This window comes from Candidatus Venteria ishoeyi, from assembly GCF_030378065.1.
Taxonomy (GTDB): Bacteria; Pseudomonadota; Gammaproteobacteria; order Beggiatoales; family Beggiatoaceae; genus Venteria; species Venteria ishoeyi.
Genome location: NZ_JAUCGJ010000033.1, coordinates 17,931 through 34,707, shown reverse-complemented (window position 1 = coordinate 34,707; position 16,777 = coordinate 17,931). Strand labels below are relative to the sequence as shown.

Here is a 16,777-nt window from a genome sequence, read left to right as displayed (position 1 = left end):
ATAAATATGAAGTGGACAGTAACAGGATAATATAATGAGTTTAAAACCCTGGCGTGAAATCGCCAAACCCCATAAGGATGTGCGGAAAGGTGCATTCAAACAGTCCGAGTTTGCGGCAGATATTACCCTGGTTGCCACGGGTAAGGCAACGCCTGAGTATCAGGATGCCGAAAAGTTTTTTTCCCGCACCTTTATCACCGAAGGCATGCGCTTGTTGTTGATGTCGGTCGCGCAACGCTTGGCAGGACAGGGCGGAGACCCGGTTATTCAGCTTCAGACTGCCTTTGGTGGTGGCAAGACCCATACGATGTTGGCGGTATTGCATCTGGCTGCGCGTAAAGTCAGTACCGACAAACTCGAAGGCATCCCGCCGGTATTGGATAAAGCAGAGATTCATGCACTGCCAAGCGCGCACATTGCGGTGCTTGATGGAATTAACTTGTCGGTAAGCCAGGCACAGCATCATGGCAGTATTCAAGCCAATACACTTTGGGGAGAATTGGCCTGGCAATTACTGGGAGACGAGGGTTATCTGATGGTTGCCGATAGCGACCGGGATGGCACCTCACCTGGAAAGGATGTACTGAAAAACCTCTTACAAAAGGCAGCGCCTTGTGTTGTGCTGATTGATGAATTACAGAAATTCTTTAGCCAGCTTGCCAATGGCAAGCAGTTTAAGGCGGGAACCTATGAGAGTAATCTGGCCTTTGTGCAGGCAATTACCGAGGCGATGAAGGCGGTACCTAATGCCATTCTTTTGGCATCACTGCCGGAATCAGATGCCGAGGTGGGAGATTCCTTTGGTCAAAAGACTTTAGTGGCACTGGAAAAGCATTTTGGTCGGGTGGAATCAATCTGGAAACCGGTCGCCGCCGAGGAAGCCTTCGAGATTGTTCGCAGGCGGCTTTTTGAACAGGCGGGTGAGCGTTCCCAGGTGGAGGGCATCAGCCGTCAGTTCTCAGACTTCTACCGCCAACATGCCGAGCGTTTTCCGGTAGAGACGCAAAGCAATGCCTATTTTGAACGCCTTTGTAACTCGTACCCCATCCATCCAGAGATTTTTGACCGGCTCTATGAAGACTGGTCAACACTGGATAAGTTTCAGCGTACGCGGGGAGTGTTGCAATACATGGCGGTGATTATTCATCGGCTGTGGAATGATAACAATCAGGATGCGCTGATTATGCCAGGGTCTATCCCGCTGAGTGACAGTGTGGTGCGCAACAAGAGTATTCACTATTTGCCGCAGGGCTGGGAACCCATCATAGAGAGGGAGGTTGATGGCCCGCGCTCCGCGACACATAACATTGATGGTGACGATACCCGCTTTGGTAGCGTACAGGCGGCGCATCGTACCATGCGTGCCATTTTTCTCGGCAGCGCCGCTGCGGCTGGTGATCAGATCGTCAAGGGGGTTCAGCTTGAGCGTATTTTGTTAGCGACGGTACAACCAGGGCAGACCGTGGGTATATTTGAAGATGTACTCAAACGGCTGCGTGATCGCCTGCACTATCTCTATTCAGATCAGGATCGATTCTGGCTTGATACGAAGCCCAATCTGCGTCGAGAGATGGAAAGCCGCAAACAGAATATCCCATACAAAGAACGTTTGTTACCCGAATTAAAAAAACGGGTGCAGCGGGTATTTGCTTCCAGGCATCTTTTTGCAGGTATCCATATTTTTACCCCTTCCCATGATGTGCCCGATGATTATGGAACCGGCCCAAGATTGGTTGTACTTGCGCCCGATCAAGGCTATAGCAAGGGGGATTCTCATTTGGCTACAAAGGCTGCCGAGGCGATATTGCAATATCGCGGCGAGCAGGCAAGACAAAAAAGAAACCGCCTTTTGTTCCTGGCGGCTGATTACGACGTGGTTAGTCGATTGAAAGATGCCGCAAGAACCTATCTGGCCTGGAAAGAAATCGTATTTGATGTATCGGAAGGCAAGATAAATCTGGATACTTTTCAAGCTAAACTTGCCAGGAAGAATTGCGATAGTGCGGAAAAGAGCCTGCAACAGATTGTGCGCGAGACTTACAAATGGCTGCTGTGTCCAAATCAGTTTCAAGCGACAGACCAGAAAATTGACTGGGAAGCTGTCACTGTTTCCAGTAATGCCGCCAATCTCATTCAGGAGATTGAGAATAAACTTCGGGAAGAAGAATGGCTGGTTAGCGAATGGTCGCCTATCCACCTCCGTAATCTATTGAGCCAATGGTATTTCAAAGAGGATGTTAAGGATGTCAATGCACTGAAGGTCTATCAAGACACTTGTCATTATCTGTATCTCCCGCGTTTGGCTCATGATCATGTTTACCAGACCGCGATTGCATTGGCATTGGAGAGCGAAGATTTCTTTGGCTTTGCTTCAGGAAAAGATGCTGATCGATATTTGGGATTCAGGTTTGGTAATGGTGGACATGTCATGCTGGATGAATCAGCATTGCTTATCGAAAGAGAAGCTGCGGTTGCATACAAAGCCAGGATTTCAGTGCCACCGCCTCCAAGCCCCGGGGATGACGGGGATGACGGGGATGACGGGGATGATCCAGTAACGCCGCCTCAACCCCCCGTTTCCCCTCCAGAAAACAAAAAGAAGGCTGTAAAAAAACAGTTCTACGGAACGATTAATATGGACTCACTCACCGCGAAAATGAAATTCGTAGATATTGTGGATGAAGTTGTTCAGCAGTTCACCGCTAAATCAGGCGTTGATGTGAGCATTTCCGTTGAGATCACAGCCAAGAGTCAAGACGGCTTTGACGAGGGTTTGCAGCGAACTGTTAAGGAAAACTGCAATGTGTTGAAATTCACATCGTCTGAATTTGAAGGGGAGTAAATGTACAGTTCATAAAGACTGGTTTCAATCAAGTTGGTGCTTGGGAGTGAGGGCAACCCATCTTCAGTTGAAATTGAACAAAAAAATAACGTATATTTGATTTAAGCTTTTTTGAGTGGAGCGGAAATTGCTGGGTAAATATGATGAATAAATTAATCGCTTTGAGTGCATTACTGGTGTTGTTACTGACTGCCTGCGGTGGTTATGGTGATAAACGTATGATTGGTGCGGGGCTGGGTGGTGCGGCAGGTGGCGCAGCCTGTGCTGGCGTTGGCAGAGGTTCGGGGAATACCGCCGCGATTATTGCCTGTAGTATGTTAGGCGCGCTGATTGGCGGTGCGATTGGTCAGACTATGGATGATATGGATCGCATGAAAATGCAACAGGCAGTGATGCATACGCCCACCCATCAAACAGATAGCTGGTACAACCCTAATACCAAGACTCAATATGCTGTCACCCCCATTGCCGATCCGGTTTATCGCCAGAGTGGTGCAGTCTGTCGTGAATACAGTACCACTGCTACCATTGATGGGCGCAAGGAAACCATTTATGGCAACGCCTGCAAACAAGCCGATGGTACTTGGCAGGTACAATGAAACAAGCCAACTTAAAACCGGCAGACCTGGCATTGCAACAGACTTGGAGTACGCAACAATCCGCAGAATTATATCGTTTACCTTATTGGTCTGAACACTATTTTCAAATTGCTGAAAACGGTGTATTGCAAGTCTGTCCACAAGCGCAGCCCATGACTGAGCAGCCATCCAGCATTGATTTGCTGCAATTGCTTAAACAATTACGGGAACAAGGCTTGGGGCTGCCGGTTTTACTCCGTTTTCCAGAGATTTTACAGCACCGGGTACAGGCTTTATGTCAGGCTTTCGCTAAAGCAAAAGCAACAGAAGCTTACCAGAGCCACTATACCGTTATTTATCCCATTAAAGTCAATCAACAACGCACGGTTGTGGAGGAAATTCTTGCTGCTGGGCAGGATAAACAATACCGGGTGGGTCTGGAGGCAGGCAGCAAACCGGAACTAATGGCGGTTTTAGCCTTAGCGCCAGTGGGCAGTATCGTCATTTGTAATGGTTACAAAGATGAAGAATATATCCGGCTGGCGTTGATTGGCCTGCAACTGGGATTGGAACTCTATCTGGTGGTGGAAAAACTCAGTGAACTGCGGCTTATTCTGCAACACAGCCAGGTGATGCAAGTGACACCCAGGCTGGGCGTGCGGGTACGACTGGCCAGTATCAGCGCGGGTAAATGGCAGAATACCGGTGGTGAAAAAGCCAAATTTGGTCTGTCCAGTTCGCAGGTGCTGGAGATGATAGAGCAATTGCAGGCAGCGGGGCATATTGACTGGCTGCAACTGATGCATTTCCACATGGGTTCTCAGGTTGCCAATATTCGTGACATTCAACACGCATTAAATGAAGCTGCGCGTTATTACTATGAATTACATCAACTGGGTGCGCCGGTGGCCCATGTTGATATTGGCGGTGGGCTGGGGGTGGATTATGAAGGTTCACAATCACGCACTGATTGTTCCATGAATTATAACCTTCAGGAATATGCTAATGATGTGGTTGCTGCATTTGCCCGTATCTGTGTGGAACACAAGTTAGCACAACCGCATTTACTCAGTGAATCGGGGCGCGCGCTGACTGCGCACCATGCAATGTTGGTGACACAGGTCACGGATGTGGAGAGCCTGCCACAAGCACAGCCTGCGCCGCCACAAATGGAGGAGCCGTCTGTTATTCAGGAAATGAGGGCAGGTTTACAGGCACTGAATCAGCGTTCTTTACTGGAAGTCTGGCATGATGCCTGTTACTGGATGGAAGAAGCGCATAATCTGTTTAATCATGGGTTATTAAATTTAGCGCAACGCGCCTGTGCCGAGCATTTATATTTTGCCACCTGCCAACAGATTCAGCCCTTATTACAGCCGCATATCCGCAGTCACCGCGAAGTGTTAGATGAATTACATGAGAAACTGGCGGATAAATATTTTTGTAATTTTTCTCTGTTTCAATCCATGCCCGATGCCTGGGCGATTTCTCAGGTTTTCCCCATTCTGCCCTTGCAAAACCTGCATCAGGAACCACAATCACGCGCAATTTTGCAGGATTTAACTTGTGATTCTGACGGACAGTTCCGGCGTTATGTGGATGCTTTGGGCATAGAAAGCAGCTTGCCAGTACATAAGCTGCAAGCGGGCGAGGACTATTTATTAGGCGTGTTTATGGTGGGGGCTTATCAGGAAATTCTGGGTGATATGCATAACCTGTTTGGTGACACCCATGCGGTAAACGTGCGTTTACATGGGCAAGCAAAATCGGAAGTAACAAGCGCCTTAGCTTATCAACTGGATGAGATTGAACCGGGTGACAGTGTTGAGGATATGCTTAATTATGTACATTTTGATGTCAACCGCTTTCGCCGCTTATACCGCCAACGTCTGCAAAATAGTGTGCTAAACTCGCAACAGCAACGCAGTTATCTGGATGAGTTGCAGGCGGGTTTGCAGGCTTATACGTATCTGGAGCAATAATCCATGCCGAAGGTACTACCCTGGGATATGTGACATAATTCTCAAATCAACCCTGAAAAGCTTGCAGCCAATGCGCTACAGAACAGGCGAGGGTTTTAACCTCGTCAATGGAAAATAAACAACCACCCGCTAAAAGACGGGTGGGTTAGAGCGTTTGGCGGTTGAAAGCCGAGATACAGGGCAGACAAGCTCTGTTGTTTAGCCCCAACGGGGCGCATTAATATAGCCAGGGGTAACACCCCTGGAATTGTATCCGTGTCATTCTCTACCCTGGGGCGTTGCCCCACTGCCATTAACTTAAGAAAGTATTCAAGCCCCAAAGGGGCAAAACATACTAGCCCAGGGCAACGCCCCACTGCCATTAACTTAAGAAAGTATTCAAGCCCCAAAGGGGCAAAACATACTAGCCCAGGGCAACGCCCTGGGTTTGTAATGTGATGATACCAGAGCCCTGAAAGGGCGATACATAAATGATGCGCCCTCTGATGTATCGCCCTTTCAGGGCTCTAATTCAACAAAATAACCTGCCTGGGGCGCTGCCCCAGGCTAGTATGTTTATCCCTTTCAGGGATATACTTGCTCACCCAATGAGAATAAAGCAATAATTTTTAACCAAAAGTCTAAACTTAATACTGGCACAAAAGTTTAAAGGAGGTCAAGCCTTGGCTTGGATGTGCTTTTTAGACTCCCAATCCGAGGATTGGACTCTTTAAGTTAATGGTAGTGGGGCGTTGCCCCAGGCTATATTAAAATACCCCTTTGGGGTGTTAGCGTTAAAACCCATATTTTAAGTTTTACCGTTAAACATTAGAGATAAATCTGTTCGCCTGAAAGGCGAAGGTTTTAACCTTGTGCATGAAAAATAAAAACCACTATCCATGTAATCTTAACTAAAGCTGAAAAAGAATCGATTTTCTTGGCATGATGATAAATAAACCAGCTGTGACTGTTATAAAATAATTGAAAAAACTGGAGTCTGCTTGATAGCCAAACATTATAATATCGTTGCTTTAACCGGGGGTATTGCCTGCGGTAAAACCCAGGTCAGTAATACTTTTGCCCAGCTTGGCGTAGCTGTGGAAGATGCTGATGTGATTGCCAGACAGCTCGTGCAGCCTGGAGAGAGCGCCCTGGAGGATATTGTAGCGACTTTTGGCAAGGCGGTTTTGTTGGAAAATGGACAATTAAATCGCCCATTATTGCGCCAACAAATTTTTGGAGATGTCGTTAAAAAACAACAATTGGAACAGATTTTACACCCGCGCATTCGCCAGAAAATGCTGCAAAATATTGCACACCTGAACAGTGTTTATTGTATTTTTAGTGTACCTTTACTGATTGAAACCCGGCACAATCAAGATGCATTAATACGGCAGGCGCAGCGCGTATTGGTAGTTGATTGCCCGGAATCACTGCAACGTCAACGTGTACAGCAACGTGATAATCTGGACGCTGGCATCATTTCTAATATCCTGGCTGCGCAGTGTCAAAGACAAACTCGACTTGCGTATGCCGATGATGTGATTCACAATAATACAACATTATCAGAATTACATAAGAAAGTGGAAAAACTGCATCAATTTTATTTGAAAAATTTTCATCACCCGATGCCATAAAAAGGAGAATAAGGAGATTTAAGACGGGTAAAAACCTGTTTATTGTTTCCATTGTACAGACTTAAGGATATAAAAATGGCCTTGGCACATACCGACTCTTTTCATACAGAAGCGTTTGGTGAAGCAGAAAATAGCAACCTGTCGAAGCAGGCATTGGTGAAACATAAAATTATTTATGAACAGCCGCTTAATGAGCGGATACGGGGTTGGTTGCGGCTGGAACATTTATTTCAATGTGTCACCCATCGCATGAATGGTTTATCATCCTGGGATAGCCGTATTGCGCTGGAAGGCATTGTTAAAATTCTGGACTTTGTTTCCAGAAATGACTTAAAACCAGATTTAATCAAAGACTTGGAAACACATATACAAACCCTGAAACAATGGCAGAAAATACCACAGGTTGATACTGAGCGCTTACAGCAATTATTGGATAAACTATTGATGATTAAAAATGCCGTGATTGCGTTGGAGGGTACATTTGCCGCAGTGCTGAACCAGCATCATTTATTAAGCAGCGTGCGCCAGCGCAGTGGCATTCCTGGCGGTACCTGTCAGTTTGATTTACCCGCTTATTATTATTGGTCAAGAAAGCGCAGCAAGCAACGGCAACATGATTTGCAGGAATGGCTTAATGCTTTTGAACCTTTACGTGAAGCGAATGCGTTAAATTTATATCTTACCCGACAAAATGTGCAGGCTTCGCAAGAGATTGCGGCAGAAGGTTTTTTCCAGTCTAAACCGGAAACCCAAAAGCCTTGCCAGATGATTCGGGTGATTTTATCGGAGGATAGTCCGTGTTATCCAGAAATCAGCGGGAGTAAACATCGGTTCAACCTGCGTTTTTTTGAACATCAACAATTACGCGACAAACCTGTACAAACAATAAAAAATATCCCTTTTGAATTACATTGCTGCGGTTTTATGTAATCGTTAGACGCTATTTGCTAAACTGTCATGAACGAAGACAGAACAAGGCGTGGCAAGTGTGAAAAAACGGCATGTGCAAGAGTACATGAGGTTTTTTCGCACTTGCCGTAACGCTGCTATGCCGATCACAACAGGTTTAGCAATTGCTTCTTACATTATTTTTTAGGTCGCACCTTGATATAGCAACAGGTTTGCGTGTATCTTAAGCGTTGTCAGCGCGTTTAGACACTGGCGTATATTCTATGAATAGCGAGATAATATATGGATAAGGTCTTTAAAGTTGCATTGTTTGGCATGGCTGCCAATGAACAAAAAACCCTGGGCAGTATTTTTAAACTGGCCGCATCACGCAGTCGCAAATATGCCTTGGTAGGACAAGCAGATTCAGCCTCTGCTGATATTTTTTTGATCGATGTCGATGATCCTAAAGCTATTGCGGCCTGGAAAAGCTTTGCGGCTGAAAATAAAGGTGGACCGATTGTCAAGGTCACCAAAAGAGCCGTCAAAGCCAGACCCAATGAAACGATTTTACGGCGTCCATTGACCTTAAAAAGGGTCTTGGAAATACTTGATAAAGTGACAATTGATGCACTTAAATATGTGCCGGAACTGGTGGTGGGGGCAGAAGATCAAGAGCTTGATGCTGCCGCCAATGAAGCGCTGAAAGATGCAGCCAGCAGTGCAAAACAGGCCAGTAAATCGAACATCAAAGCCATGGTCATTGATGACAGTGCAGCAGTGCGTAAGTCCATGGAAATCCAATTGGGTTTATTTGGTATGAACATTGACTATGCTGAAACGGGTGAAGAGGCATTAGAACATGCCAAGACCAGCATGGATTACGATATTATTTTCCTGGATATTATGATGCCAGGCATTGATGGTTATAAAGTGTGTAAAACATTACGGGCAAATAAGCACTTTAAAAGCACCCCTATTATCATGTTAACCGGAAAAGGCTCCCGGTTTGACAAGTTAAAAGGCACAATGGCAGGTGCCAGTCTCTATCTGACCAAACCCGTAGAGCAGGAACAGTTACAGGCCGTCATTAAAAAGTTTCTGCCAGATATTGAACAGACTTCCTAAATTCCTTTAACCCTTTATATTATTGCACTTTCGTTTTCATTTTAATAAAAAAACAAAGTGAGGAGTAAAACATGGCAATTAGTAAAATCATGGTCGTTGATGACTCAACTGTGGATCTGCTGAATTTGAAAAATATCGTTTCAGATGCAGGTTATCAGGTGATTACCGCAAGTTCCGGCCAGGAAGCAATTGATAAGTCCGCCACAGAAATGCCGGATCTTATTTTTATGGATGTGGTCATGCAGCAAATGGATGGCTATCAGGCCTGTCGTGAAATCAGCCATGAACCCAAAACCAAGCATATTCCAATTATCTTTGTTACCAGTAAAGGACAAAAGGCGGATAGAATGTGGGCTGAAATGCAAGGCGGCAAATCGCTGGTACAAAAACCTTATACACCCGCACAAATTATTGAGCAGATTAACGCTTTTCAGTAATATGTGTCTGTGCGCCCAAATAGATAAAAGGGCGCACTTCTAATATAAACAATAGGTTAGCAAGATAACCTAAAAAAACGCTTTAATTTCCCCTTGTAACTTGTTATTTGGTGTTTTTTTTACTACCCTAATGCAACACTATCTCATTATTCCACAGGACATCGTGACATGATATTTTATCGTAAGCTATCGATGATTGGTCGGGCCTTTATTATTGTACTTTTAACACTGACCTTCAGCGGTTGTGATATGTTAGAAGGCATTGCCATTGGCACTTCAACAGAAGAAGTTACAGCACAGGGCGATGTTGCACAATTAAAATTGGTTGTACCAAAATATTTGCCTTGGCTGCCTTGGTTTCTGGCTGCAAAAGAAGATGTTTTTCAGCAGTATAGTGAAGAATATCACGTTGACATTACCTTTGAAGAAGCCGATTACGAAGGTGCGATTAATAAATTTGTCAGTCGTGAAGCGGATGCCGTGGTGGTTACCAATATTGACGGTATTTCAAAAATTGCAACCCGGGGCATTGAAGTTGATGTTATCTTAATCAGCAGTTACAGCCAGGGTAACGATGCCCTGCTGATTCCCGCAGAAAATGATGCGAACTTAAAAAATAAAAACCTTGCCTTGGAATCCGGCTCAACAGCCCATTATTTACTGGATCGCTATTTATTACGTAATCAAATTGATTTTGATGAAGTCAGTATTTCAAATACATCTGAGTTAGATTTGATTGCTGCATTTGATACTCCTGAAATTGCAGGTATTGTTTCCTGGAACCCAGTGACTGGCGAACTCATCGAACAAAAAAATGCAAAAGTTTTATTCTCCAGCCAGGAAGTACCCCGGGAAATCAGTCATTTGTTAATCGTACACCGAGAAACATTGGATCAACATCCTAACTTTGCCCGTGCTCTGCTGGCAACCTGGTTCACTATGATGGAACGCTTGCAGGGGAATCGGCGTGGCGCAACGCTGGATGCGTTTGCGAGCCTGACCGAACTGAATCGTGAAACAATTGAAGCGCGTTTTGATGCCATTGAATTTACTGAAACACCTGCCAGAGCACTGTCTGTCATTCGTGATCGCCGTATGAAAAAAACCATGCGCCATATTCGCTTTTTTATGGGACGTCATGAGCTGGCTAATGATGCCGAAGTCGGCACCTGGGTGTCTTACCCAGGGCGTACACCGGATCGTTTCCACTTTAACGCGCAACCATTGCAGAACTTTATTGCGCCACCTGAGGTTGATGAAGGCTAATTTATATAACATGCTAAGGAGTGAGGATAAAATAAATACAGAAACTGGGCGCAGGATTTTTATTCATTTTCAAGGCGCGAAAATAGGCGCATAGCAAGCTATGTAACTGTTTTCGGAACGCAGAAAATGGAGAAAAAGACCAGCCAAGTTGCTGAAGTTATAAAATTCTCGCTCCTAAGTGATTGATAGTATGTACTGAATTTAACTGTTGTGGGATAAATATCCTTATGTCGAACTCATGTTAATTAGTTATTTGTTATGAAAAATAAACGATTACGCCCTACCGAGGTACTTGGACGCAAGTTTATTTACCCTGAAGCCAGTGAACATAAAGCCCAGCAGGAAGTTATTTTTCGTCGCCTGGGTTTTAAGATTGGTGATATCGGATTATTAATTGCTGAAAATACAGTCAGTGAATTGGTGGAAATGGGGAGTATCTGTTCACTGCCTAATACAGCAGAGTGGTTAACAGGGCTGGTTAATCTGCGCGGTAACTTAATTCCTGTATTTGAACTGGGTGTTTTGTTGAATCTGGATTTAGTTCAGGGAAAAAAACGTATGTTGCTGGTACTTGGGCAAGGCGAAGCCGCCGCCGCGCTGCCTATCAGCGAACTGCCCAGCCAACAACGTTTTCATGAAAGTGACAAGATGGAAAATTTGCCCGCCTTGCCTGATGCGCTTACAGCTTATGCGCCCAGTGGCTATGAGCAAAATGATGAAATCTGGTTTAATTTTGAACATGAAGCATTTTTTGAATCTCTTGCAGGAAAAATTGCGTCATAACTTACTACAGATGATATGGCGATAAGGAGACAAGTTATATGAAAATCAGATCGAAAATGATTTTGGGTTCCATTGTACTGGCGGTGATACCGGTTGTGATTACCGCGTATTTGATTAACAACATTGCTGTCGGTATTGGTGAGCAATCACTGCAAAGCAAATCACAGAGTCATATTAGTTCGATTCGAGATTCCAAAAAACAGCAGATTGAAGATTACTTCAAACTGGTGACGAATCAATTACAGTTTTTCTCTAATGAACCCACCACGGTTAATATGCTGAAATCTTTATCGGAGTCTTTTGGTGGCTTTACCGAAGAAGTGGCACAAAGTGGCGGCGAAATGATGGAGGGGCCACCTGAGCCGGGCATGGAAGAAACCAGCGAATTACCGGTTGAAGAATTTACCCAGGTGGTTGATGAATATTATTCAGGTAGCTTTTCTGATGAGTATGAATCATTAAATCCGGATCAAACGCCCAACATGACCGAGGTTCTAGGTCGCTTATCACCGACCACATTGGCCTTGCAATATTATTATATTGCCAATAACCCTAATCCCCTGGGTACTAAAGAAGAATTTATCGGAGCCAAGGATGGTTCTTCATACAGCACTTTGCATGCAGAATATCACCCCAGTATGGTGAATTTTATGGAGCGATTTGTATTTGAAGATATTTTTCTGATTAATAATAATGGTGATATTGTTTATTCCGTATTAAAGAGTATCGATTTTGCCACTTCGCTGAAAGATGGGCCGTACGCAGAATCTGGTTTGGGTCAGGTTTATGCCGCGCTGGAAGAAACTACATCCACCAAAGACCATGTTAAATTAGTTGATTTTTCCCCCTATCTGCCATCCTACCAAAAGCAGGCTGCATTTATTGGCGTCCCCGTGTTTGACGCTACCAAAAAAATTGGTGTGGTTGTATTCCAGCTTCCCATCGATAAAATTAACGACATTATGACCTATGACCGTGCTTGGCGTCTGGATGAGTCAGGCCGTTCCGGGGAAACTGTGATCGTGGCGACTGATGGTACCATGCGTAACGACAGTCGCTCATTTGTGGAAGATAAAGAAAACTATCTGATGATGGTTGAAGGCATGGGCACACCTGCTGACATCATTTCAGAAATGGAACAAAAAGATACCACGGTGGGTTTGCAGATTGTTGATAACCCAGGAACGCGAGCCGCACTTGCAGGCGTGACCGGGTTTGACTTGTTTGAGGATTATAAAGGCGAATTTGTACTGTCCGCTTTTGCACCGATTAACGTACCTGGCCTATCCTGGGCAATTTTTTCTAACCTTTCTGAAGATGAATCACTGGAACAATTGGCAACCCTGCAAACCGGGATTGGAGATGGCTCCTGGTTGATTGGTGTGGGTGTACTGCTCGGTGGCGCGTTATTAGGACTCTTGTTCTCGGTTTTCTTTGCGCGTCCCATTAACCACATGGAAGCCATTGTATCGCGGGTTGCGGAAGGTGATTTTACCGCGCGTGCTGAAATTAAAACCAATGATGAATTGGAGACCTTGAGTAAAGCGTTTAACAGCTTGCTTGATGATCGCTTGAGTCAGTTGGCGAAAGCGGAAAAAGAAAATGAGATGCTCAATAACTCGATTATTGAACTGTTGAAAGCATCGTTCCAGTTGAGTCAAAGGGATCTGACGGTACAGGTACCGGTAACCCAGGACGTAACCGGCCCGCTGGCTGACGCTATTAACCAGATGGCATCAGAGACCAGTAAGGTTTTGCTTAATGTACGTAATATTTCAGATGAGGTGGAAGTCGCATCAAGTCAGGTGAAAACCCAGGCGCATAACGTATCTGATGTGGCGGACGCGGAACGTGAAGTGGTATCGACCACCATGACCGAGCTGGCAGCAGCATCTGAAGCGATGAATAAAATTGCGGAAGTGGCACAATCCTGTAACGAAATTGCGGCGGAAGCAACACGTACCACACAAACTGCGCTGGAAACAGTAACCGGAACCGTAAACGGGATGAGTGAAATTCGTGAAACCATTCACGAAACAGAAAAACGTATTAAACGGTTGGGTGAACGTTCCCAGGAAATTAGTGGTATCGTTGACATCATTAACAACATCGCAGAGCGTACCCACGTACTGGCGTTGAACGCAAGTATGCAGGCAGCGGCAGCCGGTGAAGCCGGTCGCGGTTTCTCGGTGGTAGCGGATGAGGTACAGCGTCTTGCGGAAAGCTCCCGTAACGCGACCTCGCAGATTTCGGCCCTGGTGAAAAACATTCAGGTGGAAACCAACGATACCATTGCCACCATGGATAAAACCATTGGGCAGGTGGTTGAAGGTTCCAGACTGGCGGAACGTGCCGGTGAGCAAATGAAAGAAACCCAGGGTACAACAGCCAACCTGGTAAAAGTGGTTGAACAGATTGCGATGGCTTCACAACAACAGGCGCGTATCAGTAATGAGTTACGTGAACATGCGCTGTCAATTCAGGCCACTTCTGAAGAGACTGGGCGACAGTTGCAGGAGCAGATCGTACAAACTGATCAATTGGTGGAATACGCAAACCAGCTCATTGAGTCTATTCGTGTATTCCGTTTGCCCACGGCCTGATGCCTTTGCGTTTCACGGGTGTTAAGAAATGCACATGAAACAACTTCGACACCTTCGCTGGTTTTTTTTCTTATTTTCTGCGTTGCAGAAACAGTTACATAGAATAACTATGCGCCTGTTTCTACGCCTTGAAAATATGAAAAAACCCTGCACGAATCCTGTCGAATTTATGCCATGTGCATTCCTAAGTTTTCAACCTCTATATTTGCTGGTTTGAATCATGTTTGATGCTGAAATGGTAGGCACACTGCGAAAAAATATTGTAGAAAATACCTATATTCTACAAAATATATTGGCGGTCGCTGAACAGGAAGATTCCACGCAGCCAGCATTTTCCGAAGCGATTTCACAAGCCGTTGCTTATGTTCAAAGCATTGCAGCGACGGCTGCGCAGATGGAATTGTCAGGTCTGCAAATGATTTGCACACTGACCAGTCAGCATATATTGCAACTTACGGTTCAACAACCAGCAGATAAACAGCGCGCCTGTCTGGAGCTAGAACGTTGCCCCCAGTTAATTATCGCCTACCTGAAACAGCCTGAAGCACCTGAAACACAGCAGGCATTAATACAATATTTACAAAATTCTTGCTGGTTAAACCCTCTTTCGCAAGAAAAAGCTTCATATTTATCAAACTTACTGGCAGAAGATGCAGGTGTTACGCCAGAAACTTTCATGGCATCGCCAACAACATCCACAATCACAGCGCATGAGGAATCAGGCTCTGAACCTGTTGCAGAACCGGTTACCGAGTTAGATGACCTCATTACTGAGGATTTACCTGAACTCGAAACCGAGATAAGCTCCGATTTTGATGAAATCATGGAATTAACCGATGCAGATATTGAGTTAGAACAGGCTGAAATGGCCTTGCCTGAATTAGCGGGTATGGAAACGGAAGACTTGGCATTTGCAGAACCGGTTACTGAGTTGGATGATCTCATTACTGATGATTTGTCTGAACTCGAAACTGAGGCGGCGTCCGATTTTGATGAAATTCCTCTTTCGGAACTTTCTGAATCAGTGGCTGAACAACAGCCACTTGATGAAATTATGGAATTAACCGATGCAGATATCGAGTTAGAACAGGCTGAAATGGGTTTATCCGGCTTACTCGATGAAGATATGGCACCTGAAAACAATACGCTTATGCCGGTGTCAGTGGAAAAAACGCTTGATTTGCCCGTGTCAATCGACATTGAAGAAACTGAAGCAGAAACAACTGAAGCCACTGAATCTGTTTTATCTGGAGACATTGCCAGTATTTCCTGGGACGATCTTGCCAGAGAGATTGCTGAAGATGATGAGCAAATTTTTAAACAGGAAATTCAGGAAGATAACAAACAAGTCCTTAGGCAGGAAATTCAAGCGGAAAATGAAGAGACGCCAGTCTTACTTGATGACAATAAAGATGAAGCCGACTTTTCAGCATTAATAGAGGAAGCAGATTTACATTTGGATACGTTTGATGAAAAACTTGAAGATGAATTTGCATTTGCATCTGAAACCACACAAGACTCATTGCTTGACGCTCATGCTGCCATTTTAAGTGGTGCATCTGAAGAAGAGGATGCAATACTGCTTGAACTGGATGATAAGCTTGATACAACACCTGATTTGGATGAACGGGTGTTAACTGATAACGAAGCCGACTTAGCTGATTTAGATGCGGCATTGGATGTTGAACTTGATGAGTTGGATTTAGGCGAAGCAGACAGCTTAGCCGATTTGGAAGAGTTGGAAGAGGCTGAAGCCATGCAAGCAGAGCCTGTTACTGAGCTGGATGCAGCACTGGATGTTGAACTCACAGAGGAAACATTGCCTGAACTTGATGAGCTAGATTTAGGCGAAGCAGACAGCTTAGCCGATTTGGAAGAGTTGGAAGAGGCTGAAGCCATGCAAGCAGAGCCTGTTACTGAGCTGGATGCAGCACTGGATGTTGAACTTGCAGAGGAAACATTACCTGAACTTGATGATTTGGGTTTAGATGAAGCAGACAGCTTAGCCGATTTGGAAGAGTTGGAAGAGACTGAAACCCTGCAAGCAGAGCCTGTTACTGAGCTGGATGCAGCACTGGATGTTGAACTTGCAGAGGAAACATTGCCTGAACTTGATGATTTGGGTTTAGGCGAAGCAGACAGCTTAGCCGATTTGGAAGAGTTGGAAGAGACTGAAACCCTGCAAGCAGAGCCTGTTGCTGAGCTGGATGCAGCACTGGATGTTGAACTTGCAGAGGAAACATTGCCTGAACTTGATGATTTGGGTTTAGGCGAAGCAGACAGCTTAGCCGATTTGGAAGAGTTGGAAGAGACTGAAACCCTGCAAGCAGAGCCTGTTACTGAGCTGGATGCAGCACTGGATGTTGAACTCACAGAGGAAACATTACCTGAACTTGATGATTTGGGTTTAGATAAAGCAGACAGCTTAGCCGATTTGGAAGAGTTGGAAGAGACTGAAACCCTGCAAGCAGAGCCTGTTGCTGAGCAGGATGCAGCACTGGATGTTGAACTCACAGAGGAAACATTGCCTGAACTTGATGATTTGGGTTTAGATGAAGCAGACAGCTTAGCCGATTTGGAAGAGTTGGAAGAGACTGAAACCCTGCAAGCAGAGCCTGTTATTGAGCAGGATGCAGCACTGGATGTTGAACTTG

At 45.1% G+C, this 16,777-nt stretch carries 11 protein-coding genes; all 11 read left to right on the top strand.

All coding sequences use genetic code 11. From position 1 onward, the window contains the following. Positions 1–34: 34 nt before the first annotated feature. Positions 35–2,842 carry an ATP-binding protein gene (locus QUF61_RS11950; protein WP_289681870.1) on the top strand — a complete coding sequence of 936 codons (2,808 nt, stop codon included), beginning with the start codon at positions 35–37 and terminating at the stop codon, positions 2,840–2,842. A gap of 140 nt (positions 2,843–2,982) precedes the next feature. Beyond that, complete coding sequence (locus tag QUF61_RS11945) at positions 2,983–3,441, top strand: RT0821/Lpp0805 family surface protein (RefSeq protein WP_286019371.1); 459 nt, start codon at positions 2,983–2,985, stop codon at positions 3,439–3,441. Then, a complete protein-coding gene (gene speA, locus QUF61_RS11940; RefSeq protein ID WP_289681869.1) occupies positions 3,438–5,402 on the top strand; it encodes a biosynthetic arginine decarboxylase in 1,965 nt (654 codons plus the stop codon). Before QUF61_RS11945 ends, speA begins: the two co-directional genes overlap by 4 nt. Positions 5,403–6,382: 980 nt before the next feature. After that, positions 6,383–7,018: a dephospho-CoA kinase gene (coaE, locus tag QUF61_RS11935; RefSeq protein ID WP_289681867.1), complete on the top strand. Its 636-nt coding sequence runs from the start codon at positions 6,383–6,385 to the stop codon at positions 7,016–7,018. A gap of 75 nt (positions 7,019–7,093) precedes the next feature. Beyond that, complete coding sequence (gene zapD, locus QUF61_RS11930; protein ID WP_103920301.1) at positions 7,094–7,948, top strand: cell division protein ZapD; 855 nt, start codon at positions 7,094–7,096, stop codon at positions 7,946–7,948. Positions 7,949–8,209: 261 nt separating this feature from the next. After that, a complete protein-coding gene (locus QUF61_RS11925) occupies positions 8,210–9,034 on the top strand; it encodes a response regulator (RefSeq protein WP_286019373.1) in 825 nt (274 codons plus the stop codon). Positions 9,035–9,105: 71 nt separating this feature from the next. Continuing rightward, entirely contained in the window at positions 9,106–9,471 is a 366-nt protein-coding gene (locus QUF61_RS11920; protein ID WP_103920302.1) for a response regulator, read from the top strand. 168 nt (positions 9,472–9,639) lie between these two features. Then, the gene (locus tag QUF61_RS11915) at positions 9,640–10,737 is read left to right on the top strand and encodes an ABC transporter substrate-binding protein (RefSeq protein WP_103920303.1); all 1,098 of its coding nucleotides are present in this window, start codon (positions 9,640–9,642) and stop codon (positions 10,735–10,737) included. 258 nt (positions 10,738–10,995) lie between these two features. Continuing rightward, the gene (locus tag QUF61_RS11910) at positions 10,996–11,520 is read left to right on the top strand and encodes a chemotaxis protein CheW (protein ID WP_103920304.1); all 525 of its coding nucleotides are present in this window, start codon (positions 10,996–10,998) and stop codon (positions 11,518–11,520) included. A gap of 38 nt (positions 11,521–11,558) precedes the next feature. Then, the gene (locus QUF61_RS11905; protein WP_103920305.1) at positions 11,559–14,123 is read left to right on the top strand and encodes a methyl-accepting chemotaxis protein; all 2,565 of its coding nucleotides are present in this window, start codon (positions 11,559–11,561) and stop codon (positions 14,121–14,123) included. Between the two features lie 220 nt (positions 14,124–14,343). Further along, positions 14,344–16,777 (top strand): coiled-coil domain-containing protein (locus QUF61_RS11900; protein WP_289681866.1); only part of this gene is annotated, 2,434 nt, incomplete at its 3' end.